Annotated in this window: 12 protein-coding genes and 1 rRNA gene; 10 read left to right on the forward strand and 3 right to left on the reverse strand. The window is 55.8% G+C overall.

Features of this window, described 5'->3' with window-relative positions; translation table 11 throughout:
• The first annotated feature begins 39 nt into the window (after positions 1-39).
• From rrf to aceK, 5 genes are all read left to right on the forward strand, one after another.
• Positions 40-155 (forward strand): 5S ribosomal RNA (gene rrf / locus ACQG19_RS01295).
• Positions 156-330: 175 nt separating this feature from the next.
• Positions 331-1,260: a homoserine O-acetyltransferase MetA gene (metA, locus tag ACQG19_RS01300; RefSeq protein ID WP_246932731.1), complete on the forward strand. Its 930-nt coding sequence runs from the start codon at positions 331-333 to the stop codon at positions 1,258-1,260.
• 270 nt (positions 1,261-1,530) lie between these two features.
• The gene (gene aceB, locus ACQG19_RS01305; protein ID WP_040023614.1) at positions 1,531-3,132 is read left to right on the forward strand and encodes a malate synthase A; all 1,602 of its coding nucleotides are present in this window, start codon (positions 1,531-1,533) and stop codon (positions 3,130-3,132) included.
• Positions 3,133-3,164: 32 nt separating this feature from the next.
• On the forward strand, positions 3,165-4,469 hold the full coding sequence (aceA, locus tag ACQG19_RS01310) for an isocitrate lyase (protein WP_222169156.1): 1,305 nt from the start codon (positions 3,165-3,167) through the stop codon (positions 4,467-4,469).
• A 50-nt stretch (positions 4,470-4,519) separates the two neighbouring features.
• The gene (gene aceK, locus ACQG19_RS01315; protein WP_246932729.1) at positions 4,520-6,271 is read left to right on the forward strand and encodes a bifunctional isocitrate dehydrogenase kinase/phosphatase; all 1,752 of its coding nucleotides are present in this window, start codon (positions 4,520-4,522) and stop codon (positions 6,269-6,271) included.
• A 22-nt stretch (positions 6,272-6,293) separates the two neighbouring features.
• Here aceK and iclR read toward each other — a convergent pair whose 3' ends face one another.
• A complete protein-coding gene (gene iclR, locus ACQG19_RS01320; RefSeq protein ID WP_013095025.1) occupies positions 6,294-7,121 on the reverse strand; it encodes a glyoxylate bypass operon transcriptional repressor IclR in 828 nt (275 codons plus the stop codon).
• A gap of 193 nt (positions 7,122-7,314) precedes the next feature.
• Between iclR and metH the strand changes: the two genes are divergently transcribed.
• The 5 genes from metH to rluF all read left to right on the forward strand — a co-directional run bounded on the left by metH (position 7,315) and on the right by rluF (position 14,374).
• Positions 7,315-10,998: a methionine synthase gene (gene metH, locus ACQG19_RS01325; protein ID WP_038980788.1), complete on the forward strand. Its 3,684-nt coding sequence runs from the start codon at positions 7,315-7,317 to the stop codon at positions 10,996-10,998.
• A gap of 115 nt (positions 10,999-11,113) precedes the next feature.
• On the forward strand, positions 11,114-12,745 hold the full coding sequence (locus tag ACQG19_RS01330; protein WP_013095027.1) for a Na/Pi cotransporter family protein: 1,632 nt from the start codon (positions 11,114-11,116) through the stop codon (positions 12,743-12,745).
• Between the two features lie 95 nt (positions 12,746-12,840).
• A complete protein-coding gene (locus tag ACQG19_RS01335; protein ID WP_020686614.1) occupies positions 12,841-13,134 on the forward strand; it encodes a type II toxin-antitoxin system CcdA family antitoxin in 294 nt (97 codons plus the stop codon).
• On the forward strand, positions 13,134-13,451 hold the full coding sequence (locus ACQG19_RS01340; protein WP_038980792.1) for a CcdB family protein: 318 nt from the start codon (positions 13,134-13,136) through the stop codon (positions 13,449-13,451). The genes ACQG19_RS01335 and ACQG19_RS01340 overlap by 1 nt, the downstream gene beginning before the upstream one ends.
• Before the next feature lie 53 nt (positions 13,452-13,504).
• Entirely contained in the window at positions 13,505-14,374 is an 870-nt protein-coding gene (gene rluF / locus ACQG19_RS01345) for a 23S rRNA pseudouridine(2604) synthase RluF (RefSeq protein ID WP_023621411.1), read from the forward strand.
• Positions 14,375-14,441: 67 nt separating this feature from the next.
• Here the strand turns inward: rluF and panS are convergent, their stop codons facing one another.
• Positions 14,442-15,386, reverse strand: a complete 945-nt coding sequence (panS, locus tag ACQG19_RS01350) for a ketopantoate/pantoate/pantothenate transporter PanS (protein WP_013095031.1) — start codon at positions 15,384-15,386, stop codon at positions 14,442-14,444.
• 92 nt (positions 15,387-15,478) lie between these two features.
• Positions 15,479-16,828, reverse strand: a complete 1,350-nt coding sequence (gene lysC, locus ACQG19_RS01355; protein WP_040023622.1) for a lysine-sensitive aspartokinase 3 — start codon at positions 16,826-16,828, stop codon at positions 15,479-15,481.
• Between the last annotated feature and the right edge of the window lie 32 nt (positions 16,829-16,860).

Below are 16,860 nucleotides of genomic sequence, written 5' to 3' on the forward strand. Positions count from 1 at the left end.
TATCAGCCCAAAAGACACAGGACAGAGCACAGGAATTTGCCTGGCGGCTTTAGCGCGGTGGTCCCACCTGACCCCATGCCGAACTCAGAAGTGAAACGCCGTAGCGCCGATGGTAGTGTGGGGTCTCCCCATGTGAGAGTAGGGAACTGCCAGGCATCAAATAAGAAGAACCCCGTACCGTAAGGTGCGGGGTTTTTTGCTTTTGTTTTCTCCCTCTCCTTGAAACTTTCTCACCTTAAGCTTGCAGACTCGACATTCACACCAATTCTGGGTATCGTTGGCTGTCTGGATGTCTAAACGTTTATACGTATGCTGTGAGGATACAAGGTTATGCCGATTCGGGTGCAGGACGAGCTACCAGCCGTCAATTTCTTACGTGAAGAAAACGTCTTTGTGATGACCACTTCACGCGCGACAGGTCAGGAAATTCGCCCGCTGAAGGTGCTCATTCTTAATCTGATGCCGAAAAAGATCGAAACAGAGAATCAGTTCCTGCGCCTGCTTTCGAACTCTCCGCTTCAGGTGGATATTCAGCTGCTGCGGATCGATGCCCGTGAGTCGCGTAACACGCCTTCTGAGCATCTGAATAACTTCTACTGTAACTTCGACGATATCCGCGAGGAAAACTTCGACGGACTGATTGTCACTGGTGCGCCGCTGGGCCTGGTAGAATTTAATGATGTCGCCTACTGGCCGCAGATCAAACAGGTACTGGAGTGGGCAAAAGATCACGTCACGTCCACGTTGTTTGTCTGTTGGGCGGTACAAGCTGCGCTGAATATCCTCTACGGCATCCCCAAACAAACCCGTACCGAAAAACTTTCCGGCGTATACGAACACCACATTCTTCACCCTCATGCCTTGCTGACACGTGGGTTTGATGATTCGTTCCTGGCCCCGCATTCGCGCTACGCCGATTTCCCGGCGCAGCTGATTCGTGACTACACCGATCTGGAGATCCTGGCCGAAACAGAAGATGGCGATGCTTACCTGTTTGCCAGCAAAGATAAACGTATTGCCTTTGTAACCGGGCATCCTGAATACGATCCATACACCCTCGCGGCAGAGTATTTCCGTGATGTCGAAGCGGGTCTCAATCCGGATGTGCCGTATAACTACTTCCCGAAAAACGATCCCCAGAACAAACCGCGAGCCACCTGGCGCAGTCACGGGAATTTGCTGTTTACCAACTGGCTCAACTATTACGTCTACCAGATAACGCCATACGATCTGCGTCACATGAATCCGACGCTGGAGTAATCTTCTGCATAAAACGATCCTAAAGCGTTTCAGCTATTCACATCAGGCACCTTCGGGTGCCTTTTTTATTTCCGAAATTCAACTCAACATGCAATAAAACTTTAAATTCATAGTAATCAATAAGTTGAAGTTAAATTGAATTTAAAATGGAAATTGTTTTTGATTTTGGAAAAAATAGAGATAGTCTTAATTCTGCTGAGCGAAAACTACACAACGATCTTTCGTTCGCATTGGGGATGTGAATTTGGATCTTTGATGAGGAGCAGAGTGATGACTCAACAGGCAACGACGGCCGATGAACTGGCCTTTACCCAGCCGTATGGCGAGCAAGAACAGCAAATTTTGACGGTTGAGGCGGTTGAATTTCTGACTGAACTGGTGACCCGCTTTACGCCGCAGCGCAATAAGCTGCTGGCTGCACGCATTCATCAACAGCAGGAAATTGATAATGGCAAGCTGCCTGGGTTTATTTCGGAAACCGCTTCCATTCGACGCGGCGACTGGAAAATCCGCGGCATCCCTGAAGATTTGCAGGATCGCCGCGTTGAGATCACTGGCCCGGTAGAGCGCAAAATGGTGATCAACGCCATGAACGCCAACGTCAAAGTCTTTATGGCGGATTTTGAGGACTCCCTGGCCCCGGACTGGCGTAAAGTGATCGACGGGCAGATCAACCTGCGCGATGCCGTTAATGGCACCATCAGTTATACCAACGAAGCCGGTAAAATTTATCAGCTGAAACCCAATCCGGCGGTTCTGATCTGCCGCGTACGCGGCCTGCACCTGCCGGAAAAACACGTCACGTGGCGCGGAGAAGCGATTCCGGGCAGCCTGTTTGATTTCGCCCTCTATTTCTTCCACAACTACAAAAACCTGCTGGCAAAAGGCAGCGGCCCCTATTTCTACCTGCCGAAGACCCAGGCCTGGCAGGAAGCGGCCTGGTGGAGTGAGGTGTTCAGCTACGCGGAAGATCGCTTCAACCTGCCGCGTGGCACCATTAAAGCCACCCTGCTGATTGAAACGCTGCCTGCCGTATTCCAGATGCATGAAATCCTGCACGCTCTGCGCGATCACATTGTGGGTCTGAACTGCGGACGCTGGGACTACATCTTCAGCTATATCAAAACGTTGAAAAACCACCCCGATCGCGTACTGCCGGATCGCCAGGTTGTCACCATGGATAAACCGTTCCTCAGCGCCTACTCGCGCCTGCTGATTAAAACCTGCCACAAGCGCGGTGCCTTTGCGATGGGCGGCATGGCGGCCTTTATTCCGAGCAAAGACGCTGAGCGTAACAATCAGGTGCTCAACAAGGTGAAAGCTGACAAGGAGCTTGAAGCGCGTAACGGTCACGACGGTACGTGGATCGCCCATCCAGGCCTGGCCGATACGGCAATGGAAGTCTTTAACCACGTGCTCGGCGACAACAAAAACCAGCTGTTTGTCACCCGTGATGACGATGCCCCAATCGCAGAAGAGCAACTTCTGGCGCCGTGCTCGGGTGAACGCACGGAAGAGGGCATGCGTGCCAATATCCGCGTGGCCGTGCAGTACATCGAAGCGTGGATCTCCGGTAACGGCTGTGTGCCCATCTACGGTCTTATGGAAGACGCGGCGACGGCAGAAATCTCCCGTACCTCTATCTGGCAGTGGATCCACCATCAGAAAACGCTCAGCAACGGCAAGCCGGTGACCAAATCCCTGTTCCGCCAGATGCTGGCCGAAGAGATGCGCGTCATTCAGGACGAGCTGGGCGAACACCGCTTCAGCAGCGGACGTTTTGATGATGCCGCCCGCCTGATGGAGCAAATCACAACCTCAGATGACTTAATCGACTTCCTCACCCTGCCAGGCTACCGCCTGCTTGCGTAAATCCACCACATAACAATATGGAGCATCTGCACATGAAAACCCGTACCCAACAAATCGAAGAACTGAAGAAAGAGTGGACACAGCCGCGCTGGGAAGGTATCCGTCGCCCATACAGCGCTGAGGAAGTGGTGAAACTGCGTGGCTCGGTCAATCCGGAATGCACGCTGGCGCAAAATGGCGCGGCGAAGATGTGGCATCTGCTGCATGGCGGCTCCAAAAAGGGCTACATCAACAGCCTCGGTGCACTGACCGGCGGTCAGGCGTTGCAGCAGGCGAAGGCCGGTATCGAAGCCATTTATCTTTCCGGCTGGCAGGTCGCGGCGGATGCCAACCTGGCCTCCAGCATGTATCCGGATCAGTCGCTCTATCCGGCAAACTCGGTGCCGTCGGTGGTGGATCGGATCAACAACACCTTCCGCCGTGCGGATCAGATCCAGTGGGCGGCAGGTATTGAGCCAAACGATCCGCGCTTTATTGACTACTTCCTGCCGATCGTCGCGGATGCAGAAGCCGGTTTCGGCGGCGTGCTGAACGCCTTTGAGTTGATGAAATCGATGATTGAGGCCGGTGCAGCGGCCGTACACTTCGAAGATCAGCTGGCCTCGGTGAAGAAATGCGGACACATGGGCGGCAAAGTGCTGGTCCCGACCCAGGAAGCGATTCAGAAACTGGTCGCTGCGCGTCTTGCCGCTGACGTGCTCGGCGTGCCGACGCTGGTGATTGCCCGTACCGATGCGGACGCGGCTGACCTGATCACCTCTGACTGCGATCCATACGACAGCGAGTTCATTACCGGCGAGCGCACCAGCGAAGGATTCTATCGTACCCATGCTGGCATTGAGCAGGCCATCAGCCGTGGCCTGGCGTATGCACCGTACGCGGATCTGGTCTGGTGCGAAACCTCCACGCCGGATCTGGCGCTGGCAAAACGCTTTGCCGATGCTATCCACGCCAAATACCCGGGCAAACTGCTGGCCTATAACTGCTCGCCGTCCTTCAACTGGCAGAAGAATCTGGACGATAAAACCATCGCCAGCTTCCAGCAGCAGCTGTCAGACATGGGCTACAAGTATCAGTTCATCACCCTGGCGGGGATCCACAGCATGTGGTTCAACATGTTCGACCTGGCGCACGCCTACGCGCAGGGCGAAGGCATGAAGCACTATGTTGAGAAAGTGCAGCAGCCGGAGTTTGCCGCGGGCAAAGAGGGCTATACCTTTGTTTCTCATCAGCAGGAGGTGGGAACCGGTTACTTTGATAATGTGACCACGATTATTCAGGGCGGCGCCTCCTCCGTCACTGCCTTAAAGGGGTCAACAGAAGAAGCACAGTTCTAATCTTTTCCCCCTCTCCCCTCTGGGGAGAGGGTTGGGGTGAGGGGGAATCTATGTCGCGTGGTCTGGAATTACTGATTGCACAGACTATTTTGCAGGGCTTCGATGCCCAGTATGGTCGTTTTCTGGAAGTCACCTCCGGCGCGCAGCAGCGCTTTGAGCACGCCGACTGGCATGCGGTCCAGCAGGCCATGAAGCAGCGTATTCACCTCTACGATCATCACGTGGGTCTGGTGGTGGAGCAACTGCGCTGCATTACCGACGGTAAAAACCCTGACGCGGCATTTTTACTGCGCGTTAAGGAGCACTACACCCATTTGTTGCCAGACTACCCGCGCTTCGAGATTGCGGAGAGCTTTTTCAACTCCGTGTATTGCCGGTTATTTGACCACCGCTCATTATCTCCTGAGCGGTTATTTATTTTTAGCTCCCAGCCGGAGCGCCGTTTTCGCACCATTCCGCGCCCGCTGGCGAAGGATTTTTTCCCCGACCACGGCTGGGAGAAGCTCCTGCACCGCGTGTTAACAGATTTACCGCTGCGTTTGCCGTGGGAGAATAAAGCCCGCGATATTGGCTTTATCATCGCCCATCTCCACGAATCCTTTGGCGAAGAGGTTCTCAGCCACTGCCATTTGCAGGTCGCCAACGAGCTTTTCTACCGCAATAAAGCCGCATGGCTGGTGGGCAAGCTCGTGACGCCCTCCGCCACCGTGCCGTTTCTGCTGCCCATACACCGTACCGATGACGGCGAACTGTTTGTCGATACCTGCCTGACCACCAGCGCTGAGGCCAGCATTGTGTTTGGCTTCGCCCGCTCCTATTTTATGGTCTACGCTCCGCTGCCTGCCGCCCTGGTGGAGTGGCTGCGCGAGATCCTGCCGGGCAAAACCACCGCCGAGCTGTATATGGCGATTGGCTGTCAAAAGCATGCCAAAACGGAAAGCTACCGGGAGTATTTGCGTTATGTCACCACCGCCGATGAGCAATTTATCGAAGCGCCCGGCATTCGCGGCATGGTGATGCTGGTCTTTACGCTGCCGGGATTTGACCGGGTGTTTAAGGTCATCAAAGATACATTCGCGCCGCAGAAAGAGATGACCGCAGCGCATGTTCGTGCCTGCTATCAGCTGGTGAAAGAACACGATCGCGTCGGACGGATGGCGGATACGCAGGAGTTTGAAAATTTTGTGCTGGATAAGCGGCAGATCGATCCGGCTTTAATGGCCCTGTTACTGCAGGAAGCACCGGCAAAAATCACCGATTTGGGCGACAAAATAGCGATTAGCCATCTGTATATCGAGCGCCGTATGGTGCCGCTGAATATCTGGCTGGAACAGGCCGACGGTCAGGCTTTAAAAGATGCCATTGAAGAGTACGGCAACGCGATTCGTCAGCTTGCCGCTGCCAATATCTTCCCCGGCGATATGCTGTTTAAAAACTTCGGCGTGACCCGACACGGGCGGGTAGTGTTCTATGATTACGATGAAATTTGCTACATGACCGAGGTTAATTTCCGCGATATCCCGCCGCCCCGTTACCCGGAAGATGAACTCTCCGGGGAGCCGTGGTACAGCGTCTCACCGGGCGATGTCTTTCCCGAGGAGTTTCGCCACTGGCTGTGCGCCGACCCGCGTATTGGGCCATTGTTTGAAGAGATGCATGCCGATCTGTTTTGTGCCAGCTACTGGCGCGGGCTGCAAACGCGGATCAAAAACGGGCATGTGGAAGATGTGTACGCCTACCGTCGTAAGCAGCGGTTTTGCATCCGGTTTTCTCCCTCTCCCTGTGGGAGAGGGCCGGGGTGAGGGCAACAGACCGCACTCAATCCTAGCGAATCCCACCATACGCCAGGGTGACCTCTTTCGCTGCCTTAATCACCAGCGCACCCAGCTCGGTGACGCGATCGTCGGTCATACGTGAAATCGGCCCGGAGATGGAGATGGCGGCAAACGGTTCGCGATGCTCGTCAAAGATACAGGCCGCAATGCAGCGCAGGCCCAGGGCGTGCTCTTCGTCGTCAAACGAATAGCCGCGCTTACGGGTCAGGGCCAGATCTTCTTTCAGATGCACCGGTGAAACCAGCGTGGCGTGGGTATAGGCGTGCAGCCCTTTACGGTGCAGCAGCCCCGTCACCTGTTCCTCGCTCAGCTGCGACAAAAAGGCTTTCCCCGCGCCGGACGCGTGCATAGGCAGCTTACCGCCAATGGGGGCTGACATACGCATCAGCTGGGTACACTGTACCTGGTCAATGATGATCGCCTGATGGTCGCTCTGGTCGAGCACGGCCAGATTCACGGTCTCGCCCGACTCTTCCATTAATTTGCGCAGGATAGGGTGCACAATCGCCAGCAGGTTGCGGCTTTGCAGGAAGCTGCTGCCGACGATGAACGCATGGGCGCCGACTGCCCAGTGTCCCAGCTCGCCAACCTGACGCACAAAGCCAAGCTGTTGCATGGTGGTCAGCAGCCTGTGCGTAGTGGAGTTCGGCAAACCAGCCTGCTGGGCCAGCTCCGTCAGGGCCACGCTGCTGTGCGACTCGGCTATCCATTCCAGCAGCTTCAAACCGCGTGTAAGCGATTGAACCTGTCCACCCTGTTGTGCGGCGGGGGTGGCAGCAGGTTTTCTGCCGCGTTTCGCGGGAACGGTCGTGACCATGACGATCTCCTTTTTCTGTATCGTGGAAATCATTTTCGTTTTATTTGGTGATTTTGCAACCGTTATCCTGACTGATCGGATGAGTGATAGTGAACATGTCTCATGTTACCGCCGTGTGACTTTTCCACCCTGCAAGATTGTGCCAGTATGGACCGCAGCCTTTTGGCCTGGTTGAGCGTTGTCGGGAGCAAGTGTGAGCAGCAAAGTAGAGCAACTGCGTGCGCAGTTAAATGAACGAATTCTGGTGCTGGACGGCGGCATGGGCACCATGATCCAGAGCTATCGCCTCAGTGAAGACGATTTCCGTGGCGAACGTTTTGCGGACTGGCCATGCGATCTCAAAGGTAACAATGACCTGCTGGTATTAAGCAAACCGCAGGTGATTGCGGATATCCACAACGCCTACTTCGAAGCGGGTGCGGATATCGTTGAAACCAACACCTTCAACTCGACAACCATCGCCATGGCGGATTACCAGATGGAATCCCTGTCGGCGGAGATAAACTATGAGGCGGCGAAGCTAGCCCGCGCCTGTGCCGACGCGTGGACGGCGCGCACGCCGGAGAAACCGCGCTACGTTGCCGGGGTGCTGGGCCCAACCAACCGCACCGCCTCTATTTCACCGGACGTAAACGACCCGGCGTTTCGTAACATCACCTTTGACCAGCTGGTGGCAGCCTACCGTGAATCAACCAAAGCGCTGGTGGAAGGCGGTTCCGACCTGATCCTGATTGAAACGGTTTTCGATACCCTCAATGCCAAAGCCGCGATTTACGCGGTGAAAGAGGAGTTCGAGGCGCTGGGCGTCGAGCTGCCAATTATGATTTCCGGCACCATTACCGATGCCTCTGGCCGTACCCTGTCCGGGCAGACCACCGAAGCGTTTTATAACTCCTTGCGCCATGCGGAAGCGCTCTCCTTCGGCCTGAACTGCGCGCTGGGTCCGGATGAGCTGCGCCAGTATGTGCAGGAACTATCACGTATTGCGGAATGCTACGTCACCGCACACCCGAACGCCGGTCTGCCAAACGCCTTTGGCGAATATGATCTGGATGCGGACACCATGGCGGCGCAGATCCGCGAATGGGCCGAATCCGGTTTCCTGAATATCGTTGGCGGCTGCTGCGGCACCACGCCAGAGCACATCGCCGCAATGAGCAATGCCGTGGCCGGTCTGCCGCCGCGTAAACTGCCCGAGCTGCCGGTTGCCTGCCGGCTCTCCGGCCTTGAGCCGTTGACCATCGGTGACGACAGCCTGTTTGTGAACGTTGGGGAACGTACCAACGTCACCGGTTCCGCGAAATTCAAACGCCTGATCAAAGAAGAGAAGTACAGCGAAGCGCTGGACGTTGCCCGCCAGCAGGTAGAAAGCGGCGCGCAGATCATCGACATCAACATGGATGAGGGGATGCTCGACGCCGAGGCGGCGATGGTACGTTTCCTCAACCTGATCGCCGGCGAGCCGGATATCGCCCGCGTGCCGATCATGATTGACTCCTCCAAATGGGAAGTGATCGAAAAAGGGCTGAAGTGCATTCAGGGCAAAGGTATCGTCAACTCCATCTCAATGAAAGAAGGGGTCGATATCTTTATTCACCACGCGAAGATGGTGCGCCGCTACGGCGCGGCCGTGGTGGTGATGGCCTTTGATGAAGTGGGCCAGGCGGACACCCGCGAGCGCAAAATTGAGATTTGCCGCCGTGCGTACAAGATCCTGACCGAAGAGGTGGGCTTCCCGCCGGAAGACATCATCTTTGACCCGAACATCTTCGCCGTCGCCACCGGGATTGAAGAGCACAATAACTACGCTCAGGACTTTATCGGCGCGTGTGAAGACATCAAACGTGAGCTGCCGCATGCGCTGATCTCCGGCGGCGTCTCGAACGTGTCGTTCTCGTTCCGCGGCAACGACCCGGTACGTGAAGCGATCCACGCCGTATTCCTCTACTACGCCATCCGCAACGGGATGGATATGGGGATCGTCAACGCCGGACAGCTGGCGATTTATGACGATCTGCCCGCAGAACTGCGCGACGCGGTGGAGGATGTGATCCTCAACCGCCGTGACGACGCCACCGAGCGGCTGCTCGATCTGGCAGAAAAATACCGCGGCAGCAAATCGGACGACGCTGCCAACGTCCAGCAGGCCGAGTGGCGTAGCTGGGATGTCAAGAAGCGGCTGGAATATTCGCTGGTAAAAGGCATCACCGAATTTATCGAGCAGGATACCGAAGAGGCGCGCCAGCAGGCCGCCCGGCCCATCGAGGTTATCGAAGGGCCGCTGATGGACGGCATGAACGTGGTGGGCGATCTGTTCGGCGAGGGCAAAATGTTCCTGCCGCAGGTGGTCAAGTCCGCGCGCGTAATGAAGCAGGCCGTGGCGTATCTGGAGCCGTTCATCGAAGCCAGCAAAGAGCAGGGCTCCAGCAACGGTAAAATGGTTATCGCCACCGTGAAGGGCGACGTGCATGACATCGGAAAGAACATTGTCGGTGTGGTGCTACAGTGCAATAACTACGAGATTATTGACCTTGGTGTAATGGTGCCGGCGGATAAAATCCTCAGGACCGCGCGCGAAGTCAATGCTGACCTGATTGGCCTTTCGGGGCTGATTACCCCGTCGCTCGACGAGATGGTTAACGTGGCGAAAGAGATGGAGCGTCAGGGCTTCACCATTCCGCTGCTGATTGGCGGGGCGACCACCTCAAAAGCGCATACTGCGGTGAAGATTGAGCAGAACTACAGCGGCCCGACGGTCTATGTACAGAACGCCTCTCGCACCGTGGGCGTGGTCTCAGCGCTGCTCTCCGACACCCAGCGCGATGACTTTGTGGCCCGGACCCGCAAAGAGTACGAAACCGTCCGCATTCAGCATGCCCGCAAGAAACCGCGCACCCCACCGGTGACGCTTCAGGCGGCGCGCGATAACGATCTGGCGTTTGACTGGGCGAGCTATACGCCGCCAGTTGCCCATCGCCTGGGCGTGCAGGAGGTGACCGCCAGCATCGAAACGCTGCGCAACTACATCGACTGGACACCATTCTTTATGACCTGGTCGCTGGCAGGCAAATATCCGCGCATCCTGGAAGATGAGGTTGTCGGCGAAGAGGCGAAGCGCCTGTTTAAAGACGCTAACGACATGCTCGACAAACTCAGCGCCGAGAAAGCCCTTAACCCGCGCGGCGTGGTGGGGCTGTTCCCGGCTAACCGCGTGGGGGACGACATCGAAATTTATCGCGATGAGACGCGCACCCACGTGCTGACCGTAAGCCATCACCTGCGCCAGCAAACCGAAAAGGTCGGGTTTGCCAACTACTGTCTGGCCGATTTTGTTGCGCCGAAGCTGAGTGGTAAAGCCGACTACATCGGTGCCTTCGCCGTGACCGGCGGTCTGGAAGAGGACGCCCTGGCGGATGCCTTTGAAGCGCAGCACGATGATTACAACAAAATCATGGTCAAAGCGATTGCCGATCGTCTGGCGGAAGCGTTCGCAGAGTATCTGCATGAGCGCGTACGCAAGGTTTACTGGGGCTACGCGGCGAATGAAAATCTCAGCAACGAGGAGCTGATCCGCGAAAACTACCAGGGGATCCGCCCGGCACCCGGCTACCCGGCCTGTCCGGAACATACCGAAAAGGGCACCATCTGGCAGCTGCTCGACGTTGAGGCCCATACCGGGATGAAACTGACCGAATCTTTCGCGATGTGGCCTGGGGCATCGGTATCCGGCTGGTACTTCAGTCATCCGGACAGCAAATACTTTGCCGTGGCGCAGCTGCAGCGCGATCAGATTGAAGATTATGCACTGCGTAAAGGCATGAGCGTCTCAGAAGTGGAGCGTTGGTTAGCGCCGAATCTCGGCTACGACGCCGACTGACGTCACTTTTCCTTACAACTAACAGGGCGCTCATTGAGCGCCCTGTCTCTTTCTTACGTTTAAACCCTTATACTGACCTAAGGAAAACGAATAACGATAAGGAGGATAACCTTCCGTGCTGACCCTGTTACATCTGCTCTCGGCAGTCGCACTGCTGGTCTGGGGCACCCATATTGTCCGTACCGGCGTGATGCGCGTATTTGGCGCACGTTTACGTACTGTTCTCAGCAGCAGCGTGGAGAAGAAACCGCTCGCCTTCTGCGCGGGCATTGGCGTAACGGCGCTGGTTCAGAGCAGTAATGCGACCACATTGCTCGTGACATCGTTTGTCGCTCAGGATCTGGTGGCGCTTGCCCCTGCACTGGTTATTGTGCTGGGCGCTGACGTGGGTACCGCGCTGATGGCACGTATCCTGACTTTCGATCTCTCCTGGCTGTCGCCGCTGCTGATATTTATCGGGGTCATCTTTTTCCTTGGGCGTAAGCAGACGCGCGCTGGTCAGCTTGGACGCGTGGGGATTGGCCTCGGGCTGATTCTGCTGGCGCTGGAGCTGATTGTGCAGGCGGTAACGCCCATTACCGAAGCCAACGGCGTGCAGGTTATCTTCGCCTCGTTAACCGGCGATATTATGCTGGATGCGCTTATCGGCGCGGTGTTTGCCATCGTCAGTTATTCCAGCCTGGCGGCGGTGCTGCTGACGGCCACGCTCACCGCCGCAGGGGCGATCTCCTTCCCGGTCGCACTGTGTCTGGTGATCGGGGCTAACCTCGGCTCGGGCCTGCTGGCGATGCTCAATAACAGCGCTGCCAATGCTGCCGCGCGCCGCGTGGCGCTCGGCAGTCTGCTGTTTAAGCTGGTGGGCAGCCTGATTATTCTGCCGTTTGTGCACCCACTGGCGAACCTGATGGACAACCTCTCTCTGCCGAAGGCAGAGCTGGTGATCTATTTCCACGTCTTCTATAACCTGGTGCGTTGCCTGGCGATGGTGCCGTTTGCTGAACCAATGGCGCGCTTCTGCGAACGGCTTATACGCGATGAACCGGAGCTGGATGCGCGCCTGAAACCGAAGCATCTGGACACCTCCGCGCTGGATACTCCTGCGCTGGCGCTGGCCAATGCCGCCCGCGAGACGCTGCGCATGGGTGATGCCATGGAAACCATGCTCGAAGGCTTGCAAAAGGTGATGCACGGCGAGCCGCGGGAAGAGAAAGAGCTGCGCCGGCTGGCGGATGATATCAACGTGCTTTATACCGCTATCAAGCTCTATCTGGCGCGCATCCCGCAGGATGAACTGGCGGAAGAGGAGTCCCGCCGCTGGGCGGAAATCATAGAGATGTCGCTTAACCTTGAGCAGGCTTCGGATATTGTGGAGCGGATGGGCAGTGAAATTGCTGACAAATCTCTGGCCGCCCGCCGCGCGTTCTCCGTCGAAGGGCTTAAGGAGCTGGAAGCCCTGCACGAACAACTTCTTAGCAACCTGAAGCTGGCGATGCTGGTCTTCTTCTCAAGCGATGTGCCGAGCGCACGCCGTCTGCGCCGCAACAAGCATCGCTTCCGTATCCTCAACCGCCGCTACTCGCACGCCCACGTTGAACGTCTGCACCAGCAGAACGTGCAGAGTATCGAAACCAGCTCCCTGCACCTGGGGCTGCTGGGGGATATGAAACGCCTTAACTCATTGTTCTGTGCGGTGGCGTACAGCGTGATGGAACAGCCGGATGAAGATGACGAGCGGGATGAGTATTAATCTCTGAAAGCGCCTCGCAAAACCCATTTGCGAGGCGTGACGCTTTATAAAGAGCAATTTACTCTTCAGACCTTATATTTTGAAGGGAATAGAAAATGCTCGTTTATTACGCTACACTTCGCCAATTCATGCGCATTCCAATGGGGGTTCTCATGCGCACTACCCATGGCATTAAAAAATCGGTCAATGTCTCGTTAGCACCTGAAATTCTTGAAGAAGCGCGACGGCTTAAACTCAATCTCTCTGCTGTACTCACTACCGCTCTACAGGAGCAGTTTCGTGCGCATCAGCGCGCAGAGTGGTTAGCAGAAAATAAAGCGTCTATAGAGGCCATCAACCAGTGGGTTGATGAAAACGGCTCCTTTAGTGATTTTCAGAGGTCGTTCTGATGGAGCAATATTTTGCTTATGAGAATGAAGGCAATGGGAGAAAAGCCTATCCATGGCTTATTAATATGCAGCACCCTGTTGCTAATGTGATGAAACATATACTTGTCGCTCCCGCCGTTGAATTAAGCCTGCTGGGCGGCATTCGTCCGCCTGCGAAAGTGTGCCCTGTCGTTGAAATCGCGGGTAAGCCCTGCGTTGTCATGATGCATATGCTGTCAGGCATATCTTCAAAAGAGTTAGGTGAACGTGTTGCCGATCTCACTGACAACAGTGCTTCATTGCGGGATGCACTTGATTTTCTGATCAACGGTTACTAGGACTTTTTTGTCAGCCGCAAGGTAAGGTATATTTCGCCTTCACAGGAGAAACTATGCTGCCAACTCAATCAACCCGATTAAACAAATACATTAGCGAGAGCGGGATCTGCTCACGTCGCGAGGCGGACCGTTACATCGAACAAGGTAATGTGTTCCTCAACGGCAAACGCGCCACTATTGGTGACCAGGTGATGCCTGGCGACGTGGTCAAAGTGAATGGTCAGCTCATCGAACCGCGTGATGCAGAAGACCTGGTGTTTATCGCGTTGAATAAACCGGTTGGGATTGTCAGCACCACGGAAGATGGCGAGCGGGACAACATCGTTGATTTCGTTAACCACAGCAGCCGTATCTTCCCGATTGGCCGTCTGGATAAAGACTCGCAGGGGCTGATTTTCCTCACTAACCACGGCGATCTGGTGAATAAGATTCTGCGTGCCGGGAATGACCACGAGAAAGAGTATATCGTGACGGTGAATAAGCCGGTCACGGACGAATTTATTCGCGGCATGGGCGCCGGTGTACCCATCCTCGGTACCGTCACGAAAAAGTGTAAGGTGAAGAAAGAAGCGCCGTTCGCGTTCCGCATTACCCTGGTGCAGGGCCTGAATCGTCAGATCCGCCGTATGTGCGAATACTTCGGTTATGAAGTGACGAAGCTGGAACGCACGCGCATCATGAACGTCAGCCTGTCCGGTATCCCGCTGGGCGAGTGGCGCGATTTAACCGATGATGAACTGATCGAGCTGTTTAAGCTTATCGAGAACTCCTCGTCTGAAGCAAAGCCGAAGGCCAAAGCCAAACCGAAAACTCAGGCGATTAAACGCCCGGTCGTGAAAGCACCGCAGTCGGAAGAGAAAGGGCGAGGCAAGCCCGCAGGTAAACGCTTTACGCAACCAGGACGTAAAAAGAAGGGGCGTTAAGCCCCTTTTTTCCCCGGCTTGCGCGTGCGGAGAGTGTAGGTCGGGTTAGCGTAGCGCCACCCGACTGTTAAAGACGATATTCGTCTGTTTTCTGTGGTTTTTCTTCTATCGGTTTGCCGGACCAGTATCCCGCCAGCAGCGAACCGGACAGGTTATGCCAGACCGAGAAGAGCGCACCAGGCAGAGCCGCCAGCGGCGAGAAGTAAATTTTCCCGAGTGCCGCTGCCAGACCGGAGTTCTGCATCCCTACCTCAATTGCCAGCGTCCGGCAGGTGGATTCATCGAAGCCAAACAGTTTCCCGCCCCAGTATCCGCCCAGCAGGCCAATGGTGTTATGCAACACTATCGCGATAATCACGACAAAGCCCACGGATGCAATGTGCGACGCAGAACCGGCTACCACGGCGCTGATGATGGCCAGAATACAGACCATCGAAAACGCAGGCAGATAGGGCTCAACGGCTTTTACCACGCGCGGGAACAGGTGGTGAATGACAAGGCCCAACGCGATCGGAATCACCACGATTTGCAAAATGCTCAGCAGCATTCCCATCACGTCCACCTGAATATGGGCGTCAACGTACAGGCGTGTTAGCAGCGGCGTGGCAATCACACCCACCAGCGTGGATACCGAAGAGATGGTTACGGAGAGCGCCACATCGCCTTTTGCCAGATAGATCATGACATTGGAAGCGGTTCCGCTGGCCACGCTGCCCACCAGCACCATCCCGGCGGAGAGGTCGGGTGGCATCTTAAAGGCCATTGCCAGCAGCCAGGCTGCAAGGGGCATCACCAGGTAGTGCAGGAAAATCCCTGCAGCAACCGGAGCCGGGCGTGAGAGCACGCGTTTAAAGTCGTCGATTTTTAGATGCACACCCATGCCGAACATAATCAGCATCAGCAACGTGGTCACCCACGGACCAATGCCCGTGAACGTAGTGGGGGTGTAATACGCGAGTATGGAGAGCAGCAGCGCCCATAACGGGAACAGCCGGGTGATGGCGGATAACATAGATATTCCTTGCAGTATTGTCGTGTTGTTTAGTTATAAAAAAGCCGGGTCTGTGCCCGGCTTATAGATATTGTTTATCGTGCTAACGAATTTTATTCAAACAAATTCTGATGAAGTTTCTGCACCACCTGTTCTGCCTGCTCAGCAGGCACCAGGAAGCAGAGGTTGTAGCTGGAGGCACCGTAGCAAATCATGCGGATATTGAACGGGTCGAGCACACCGAAGACCTCTTTGCCCACGCCACAGGCGCGCGACAGCTTATTGCCGATGATGGCTACCAGCGCCAGGTTTTCTTCTACTTCCACGCGGCACAGTTCTGACAGCTCAATCAGCAGCGACTGCGTCAGCAGGGTGTCACCCGTTGAGGTTGAACCGGTGGTGTCCAGCGTCAGTGCGATACTCACTTCGGAGGTGGTGATCAGATCCACGGAGATGTTATGACGCGCCAGGATGCCAAACACTTCCGCCAGGAAGCCGCGCGAGTGCAGCATATTATGGCTGTGCAGCGTAACCAGCGTTTGCTTACGGCGCAGGGCCAGCGCGCGGAACAGCGGTGGATTTTCGGTTTTCTTGCACACCAGCGTACCGCCCGCTTTCGGATCTTTACTTGAACCGACGAAGACCGGGATATCACTACGCACGGCAGGCAGCAGCGTTGCCGGGTGCAGCACTTTCGCACCGAAGGTCGCCATTTCCGCCGCTTCTTCAAACGCAATCACATCAATACGTTTTGCCGCAGAGACGACGCGTGGATCGGTGGTGTAAATCCCCGGGACGTCAGTCCAGATATCCACACGGGTCGCGTGCAGCGCTTCACCCAGCAGCGCCGCGGTGTAATCACTGCCGCCACGGCCAAGCGTGGTGGTGCGTCCTTTGGCTTCGCTGCCGATAAAGCCCTGGGTGATCACGATCCCCTCATTCAGACGCGGGGCCAGTTGCTGATTGGTCAGCTCGGCCAGCGCTTCCACGTCCGGCTCGGCGCGGCCAAAGCGATCGCTGGTGCGCATGATTTTACGCACGTCGAACCACTGTGCCTGAACGTTACGTTCACGCATGATTTCAACAAACAGCAGGGTGGACATGAGCTCACCGTGGCTGACCAGCTCATCGGTCAGGGCGGTGGAGGTGGCCAGAGAAGCCGCTTCTGCCAGCGTGGTGATATTTTCCAGCAGACGCTCCACTTCTTCGCGGATCACGTTCGGGTTCTGCAGACGTTCAAGGATGTCGAACTGAATTTTGCGCAGTGCGTCCAGCTTAACGAAGCGCTCGGTGGCCTCCAGCCCTTCAGACAGAGAAACCAGCAGGTTCGTCACGCCAGCAGAGGCAGAAAGCACTACCAGGCGGGTATTCGGATCGGCCAGCACCACATCGGCGCTGCGGTTCATGGCATCGTAATCTGCCACACTGGTGCCGCCAAACTTGGCGACCACAAAACTCGTCATAACAACCTCGTGTCAGGGAATGAATAAAGCGA

It is taken from the genome of Enterobacter cloacae complex sp. 277I4 (assembly GCF_050031465.1).
Lineage (GTDB): Bacteria > Pseudomonadota > Gammaproteobacteria > Enterobacterales > Enterobacteriaceae > Enterobacter > Enterobacter cloacae.